General features: G+C 65.4%; 8 protein-coding genes. All 8 read right to left on the minus strand.

Features of this window, described 5'->3' with window-relative positions; translation table 11 throughout:
• Positions 1 to 127: 127 nt before the first annotated feature.
• Entirely contained in the window at positions 128 to 538 is a 411-nt protein-coding gene (locus tag WC906_05070) for a VRR-NUC domain-containing protein (protein ID MFA5777784.1), read from the minus strand.
• Positions 535 to 717, minus strand: coding sequence for a hypothetical protein (locus WC906_05075; GenBank protein ID MFA5777785.1), 183 nt, complete (start codon positions 715 to 717; stop codon positions 535 to 537). Before WC906_05075 ends, WC906_05070 begins: the two co-directional genes overlap by 4 nt.
• 378 nt (positions 718 to 1095) lie before the next feature.
• Positions 1096 to 1380, minus strand: a complete 285-nt coding sequence (locus WC906_05080) for a hypothetical protein (protein MFA5777786.1) — start codon at positions 1378 to 1380, stop codon at positions 1096 to 1098.
• A complete protein-coding gene (locus tag WC906_05085; protein MFA5777787.1) occupies positions 1377 to 1868 on the minus strand; it encodes a hypothetical protein in 492 nt (163 codons plus the stop codon). The genes WC906_05080 and WC906_05085 overlap by 4 nt, the downstream gene beginning before the upstream one ends.
• 94 nt (positions 1869 to 1962) lie before the next feature.
• Positions 1963 to 2964 (minus strand): hypothetical protein, encoded by a 1002-nt coding sequence (locus WC906_05090; protein ID MFA5777788.1) that lies wholly within the window; start codon positions 2962 to 2964, stop codon positions 1963 to 1965.
• A 3-nt stretch (positions 2965 to 2967) separates the two neighbouring features.
• Positions 2968 to 3978 carry a hypothetical protein gene (locus WC906_05095; protein ID MFA5777789.1) on the minus strand — a complete coding sequence of 337 codons (1011 nt, stop codon included), beginning with the start codon at positions 3976 to 3978 and terminating at the stop codon, positions 2968 to 2970.
• A 5-nt stretch (positions 3979 to 3983) separates the two neighbouring features.
• A complete protein-coding gene (locus WC906_05100; GenBank protein MFA5777790.1) occupies positions 3984 to 4334 on the minus strand; it encodes a hypothetical protein in 351 nt (116 codons plus the stop codon).
• Positions 4331 to 4513, minus strand: coding sequence for a hypothetical protein (locus tag WC906_05105; GenBank protein ID MFA5777791.1), 183 nt, complete (start codon positions 4511 to 4513; stop codon positions 4331 to 4333). The genes WC906_05100 and WC906_05105 overlap by 4 nt, the downstream gene beginning before the upstream one ends.
• Positions 4514 to 4693: the final 180 nt, after the last annotated feature.

Here is a 4693-nt window from a genome sequence, read left to right on the forward strand (position 1 = left end):
GCCTTCCTCGCCGTCGTCCGCGAGACGTAGCCAGCGAACTCCTCGTCGTTCTTCTTGACTGCGGCGGCGACGTTTTGCTTGATCGCGTCGGCCAGCCGCTCCTGCTCAAGTAGCTTTTGCGCTTCGGTCATAGGAATTTTTTAACGAAGTCAATCGCCTCACCGGACCCATAGCAGACGGCGGCATGACAGTCGTCGCCCACGCGGTTAAGGTCACGGAGCCACGCAACCTGCTCGTCCGACAGCCGCGTCCCGTTCGCGCCCCCCTGCGGGCCGCGCGGGCGCTTCAGTTCGACGAAGACGAGGCCGGTCACGCCGTCGCCCTTACCGACGACGACGCAGTAATCCGGGAAGCCGGGGCGCACGCCTTCGAGGTGGTTCCTGCGCTTCGTCCCCCAGCTCCTCGTGAAGGTCTCCTGCGCGAGGTGGGTGTAGCGGCGCACGTTGCCGAGGGCGACCTGCGTATCGAGCCACTCGCGGAAGGCGACTGCCTCGGCGTGCTCGGTCGGGACGGGCGGGCGCTCGGTGGCGCGCCTCATATCTCCCTGAACGCCGCGAGCGCGGCGCCCTCTATCTCCCTCGCGAGGCGCATGGCCTCCTTCGGCTCAAGCTCCGCGTAGCCTCCCTTCATGCGGGAGGGCAAGATCACCACAAGCTGGACCTTGTCCCCCTCCCGCTTGGCCTCAACGCGCGTCAGCTTCCTCTGGTTGATGTTCATAGTTTTGTTTTTTCCTCTCGCCGGAGAGCGCCGCCTCGCAGCACTTCACCGAGCAGAACGTCCTCGGCCTCCCGCCGACGTTGACGATGAGGGCGTTGCGCCCATACCTGTCTAGGTTCAGGCGGCACTTCTCGCAGGTGCGGGGCATAGGTCAGTCGGCCAGCGCCGCGTTCCATGGGGTCGTCTCGCGCTTCTGCCTCTTGGCCGTGGGCGGCGGCGGGTCTTCCCGCCCCTCGCGCTCCGCTATCTCCGCCCCCGTGAGCTCCCCGCGCATGGCGGCGAGGGCGTCGCACTGCTCGCACCGGCCCCACCTCTCGGCGTATTCCTGCGCCGGCCGCGTGGGGAGCGGGGCGCGGCACTCGCTGACGGGGCAATGCGTCATACGCGCCCCCTCCCGACCCGCCGCACGGCGCGGCGCGTCAGTTCCTCGCGCGTCTCCGGCTTCCACCTCTTGACCGCCGTGAGGGCGTCCTTGACGTGGCCCCGCGCGTCGTAGACGAGGGAAGCGACCTCGCTCCTGCCCTGCCCTGACGTCAGGGCGCGCTGAATGCCCCGCAGGGCCTTCGACGCCATCTCCATGCTCCACTTGGCGGTGGGACGGCCGAGGTCGAGGGCGGCGAGGCCCTCGCCTGTTATCTCCTGTGGTTTCGTGGTCATGATCATGGGCTAGGCAACTTCGCCTTGTAAGCCTCGATTAACTGCTCCATCGTGGAGCGGTAGTATTCGTCAAAGGTCTTAGTCGGCTCCCCCCGCTCCTTCCAGAGCAGGAACAGGACGGCGTGGAGGCGCTGGGACGGCGTTTTTTTCTCGCCCTCGTCCTTCGGCGGGATGGACGGCAAGTCGACGACGTCCTCGGGATTGATTGCCGGCCTCGCCTCCCTCGACGGGAGGAAGCACAGCCAGCCTGTCTTGCCCTTGTGCTCCACGATTGACGACAGCAGTTGCGGGGGGATGTTCTCCTGCGAGTCGAACACCATGCGGAGCGCCCCGCCCGCGCGCGACTCGAACTTCACCATCTCGGAAGGGACCTGGAGAATCGTATCGTCTCCTTCACTCGCCGAGCGTAAGGCGAAGTAGTCATCTTCATTCTCCTGCGTATCAGATTTAGCTGTTTCGGCGTCTAAGATTTTGACCGTGTCGTTATCGCTCATGTTTTTTCGTTTAGGCTCCCCGACCTCCCCCGCCGCACGGTCGCGGCGAGGGAGACGGTTACGCATGACTTCTCGGGAGGCATGGGGGCGGTGGCTAGAGTTCGATTTCGGCGACGAGGCGGAAGAGGCGGGCGCGGTTGCCGGAGACGACGACTCGGTCGTACCTCTCGTCGTACTTGTTGGCGGCGAGCCAGTCCTTGTATTTCTTGTCGGACTCGGCCTTGACGCGCTCCGCCTCGCGGCGCTCCTCGTCGGCCTTGCGGTCGGAAAGTTCCTTCTCGGCCTTGGCGGCGGACGCGCGGGCGGCGGCGGCCTCCCTCTCGCGCTCGTCGGCCTCGGCCTTGAGCCGGACGTTCTCGGCGCGGACGCGGGCGTCCTCTTCCTCCTTCGCCTTCCTGTCCGCCTCGGCCTTCTCGGCCGCGACGCGCTCGGCCTCCGCGCGGGCCTCGTAGGCCGCCCTGGAGGACTCCAGCAGCCCGGCGAACCCCTCCGGCGTCATCTTCTCGGTCACGTAGACGGAGATGTCCGGGACGAAGGGGGCAAGGAAGGCGTCGCGTTCCGCCTTGATGGCGGCGAGGGCCGCGGCCTCCTGCCTCTCGGCGAACTTCTCCTGCGATTCGCAGTAATCCTCGGTCGGTTCGGTGATGGCCTTCACGATATTGTTCGCGCCATCGATGGCGCGGCCGGTGCGGAGGACGTTCACCTTCAGGACGGTCTTGTTTTTCTCGGATTCAGTGCGGACCCTGCGCAACGCCATCCTGATCCTGTGGCATTTCTTAATCGTCTCGACGTCGCGTGCGTCGGTGACGACGAGTCCCTTCGCCTCCTCGCACAGCTTCGACGCCTCGACGATGTAATCGCTGAACTGCGCCATGAGGTGGTTCGTCTCCGCCTCGGGAAGCTCGCATTTGCGGGCCACCTCGACGAGCTCGGCGGTGGGTCCCGTGACCTCGAAGGCCACCACGGCCTTATCCTCCTGTTTGGCGCCGTCGTCGCATGGGCGGCAGTCGTCGCAGTAGCGAGGGCCCTCGACGAGCGGGTCGTAGTCGATTTCGAGCCCGCACTCGCAGCAGTTTCCGGTGATGGTGTCGGCCATAATTTAGAACGGGATGTCCTCAATCTTGATTTCCTCCTCGTCCTTGCGGGTGTAGTCAGGCTCCATGTCCTCAAGCGGCGGCTCGTCGGAAGACGTAGCGGGAGGCAGGGCTGGGCGGGCGACGGAGGCGGCAATCGCGGGGGCCGCGCCGGAGCGTTTCGCCTCGTAGAAACCCATCCACGCCTTGAGGTCGTTCATTGCGGAGAGGACGACGGAACGCTTGTCGGTCGGCACGTCGCCGACGACCTCGAAGGTGGCCGCGAAGTAGGTGAGCGCCTTGCCGTCCTTGTCCTTCTGCGGGCTTTCCTTCTTTTCCGCGCCGACCTCGACGACGACGGAGGAGACGGCGCGCGGGAGCTTCGCGTCGAAGAAGTTGCTCCGCCCGTCGCCCTTCACGCGCAGGCGCATGACGGAGGAGGGAACCTCGAAGGCCTCGCCGACCTCCTTGCCCTCCTTGTCGGTCAAGACCTCGCGGTGCGCGGGGACGAGGACGTAGAGCGAGACGTATAGGTCGAAGGGAGACTTGACCTTCTGGGTGATCTTGTCCGTCGTCACGACGTCGGCCTTGAAGTCGGCGTAGGAGCGGTAGACCCGCTCGCTGGCCTCGTTGTCGCGGTTGAGGTTGTCGATGGTGAGGAGCGTCACGGGGTCGTTGAAGTCGGCGAACTCGCGGGTCATGACGGACACGGGGGCCTTCTCCTCGTATTTCCACTTGGCGAGGTAGCGGACGGCGAGGATGACGACCTTGAGGCTGTCGCCGATAACCTTGGAGAACTGGCTCTCCTTCTCGACGCGGCGGATGACGTTGAACTGGCCGAGGTTGCCGTGGAGCTTGAGCGTGGCCGGCGTAGGCATGGACGGCCCTGCCTCTGCCTCCTGCGCGGCGATCATCTGTTCCCAGGCGTCGGCGGCGGTGGCGTTCTGAATTTGCGTGTCTTCGTTCATAGGTTTTTCTGAGGGTTTGTAGATTTCGGCGGTGAAGTCGATTACCTCTTCCTGTTTAGGCGTGAACATGGGTTTTACGGCAGGTCTACTGTCCGCCCCTCGACCCTGTCGATGAGGTGGGCGAGCTCCTCGTCGCTGATGACCTCGACGCCCCACTCCTTGAGCACCCCGTGCGCCTGACGGTGGCCGACTCCTATGTAGCGTGTCCCCCAGCGCGTCTCCCCGATGTCGGCGAGGCGGGAGATGAGCGTCCGCGCGTCGGCGACGGTCAGCCTCTCGCAGAGAAGCTGGTGAGCCCTGTGGGAATGTTCCAAAGCGATGTCGTGCTTGCCCTTCGCGATGACGAGGTGGTGATCGCGCAGGAGCGACTTGAGGTATTGCGACTGGCCGCGCGTGAGGGGCGAGGCCTTGGTGACGGCGTTCATAGTTCCTGGAGGGTGATGACGTAGCGCTTGGAGCCTCGGCGGGACTTGGCCTTCACGAGAGCGGCGGCGCGGCGGAAGGCGGCGGGGAGGGTGGAGGCCTTGACGCGCGGGGCGTCGCCGGTCGGCGTCAGGAGCATCGGCCGCGCGTCCACGATGGCGAAGACGGTGTAGGTCTTCATATTTCGAAGGTGACGCTCACCATGTCGCCGTCCATGCGCCACCGCGCGTTTCGGACGCGGGCGACGAGGCGGAGGAAACAGGCGCAGGTCATAGGGCGAAGGCTTTAGCGAGCGAGTCGCGCTCGGAAATTACCTGTTCGCGGATTTTGCCGAGCGTGAGCGGGACGCAACCCGCCCAAC

This window comes from Parcubacteria group bacterium (assembly GCA_041657845.1).
In the GTDB taxonomy this organism is placed as follows: domain Bacteria; phylum Patescibacteriota; class Minisyncoccia; order Moranbacterales; family JAKLHP01; genus JAKLHP01.